General features: G+C 52.8%; 1 protein-coding gene. It reads right to left on the reverse strand.

Annotated elements, in window-relative coordinates; all coding sequences use genetic code 11:
* Positions 1-397: 397 nt before the first annotated feature.
* Positions 398-622: an addiction module protein gene (locus CLH62_RS20865; RefSeq protein ID WP_091812418.1), complete on the reverse strand. Its 225-nt coding sequence runs from the start codon at positions 620-622 to the stop codon at positions 398-400.
* Positions 623-1,174: the final 552 nt, after the last annotated feature.

The following is a 1,174-nucleotide window of genomic DNA, read 5'->3' on the forward strand; positions in this document are numbered from 1 at the left end:
GCTTTGCTTATCGCCCAGCTCCGGTATCACTACTGATTTAACGCCCGGCTCACGCGCCGGTTTGGAGCCGTGAAGCGGCGGAAAATCGGTCGCTGTACAGCCGATTGTTAAAGCCTGCCCAGCCAATACTGCGGACGCCGCCGGTCATGGGCAACAGCCAGAATCTGGAAACCATCAGGCCTCTCTCGGTAAACGATAGACAGGGGAAATCTGTGAAGGGGCGCTCTACGAATATCTGGTGGCAACTCGACCTGCCAAGCTTTCGGTGACTCACCAACTAAAATGGCCAGGGCCTCAAATTCCTCTATGAAGGCACGACCCAATCCCGGAACTTCTGATTCGTAATAACCAACTGACTCCAGGAACTCGGCTTCCGCTGCCGGGTGAAAAGAATAGTTCATTTGATCAGTGCTCTAGCCTTCCTCATGACATCCTCACCAGACACAGCCTGAACGGTGCCATTGTCGAGCTCTTCGCCTCTGCGTCGGGCCTCAAGCAACCAATCGGATTTGAGCTCCTCTTCTGACGGAGACTCCAGACTCAGTACCAGTCGCTGGATCAATTGAGCTCGCTCCTCTTTGGGAAGGTGCAGCGCCTCGTCTTCAATTTTTTGGAGATTCATGGGCAAAACCTCTCGTTCACGTATCATTTAATTTTGACACGGATGGGTACTAGGTGCCACGACTTGGCTTTTCAGCTTTAACGCCACTCAGCACGCGCGCCTTTGTAGTGGAGGCGAAGCCGCAACGAAAGAGGCGTCGCCGTGACTGGCTTGGTTATATCAAATATATAAGTCGTCATCCCGGCGATACTCTAACAACCCATGCCCGACATAGATTTTTGGACAGGATGGGCATTTGTAAAGCTGCTTGGGATCGTTGACAACAAGTATGTGATACCCCAAACAAACGAGCACTCCAGCTACACTCAAGACGTTTTGAAAAATGGCAGCAAGCGCAACGCTGAGAACGAGCAATAACAGAGAGCGCTGGCTTCGGCTATCACCGGTCCATGTAAAAGCCCCAAAGGGATAGCCCACGTACGGGGCAGCATTGAGCTTCACGGTGCCCGCCTTGACTAGCTTTGTGCTACAACTCTTACACCGGAGCATAATTTTTCATTCGGATATAACGCGGAGCGAAGCGGCGGCCCGTCAGGGACGTCCGCCTTACGC

This window comes from Marinobacter guineae, from assembly GCF_002744735.1.
Taxonomy (GTDB): domain Bacteria; phylum Pseudomonadota; class Gammaproteobacteria; order Pseudomonadales; family Oleiphilaceae; genus Marinobacter; species Marinobacter guineae.

Bases quoted from the DNA above. Each gene is read 5' to 3' on its own strand.
- CLH62_RS20865 (WP_091812418.1), bottom strand. From the start codon at position 622: ATGAATCTCCAAAAAATTGAAGACGAGGCGCTGCACCTTCCCAAAGAG.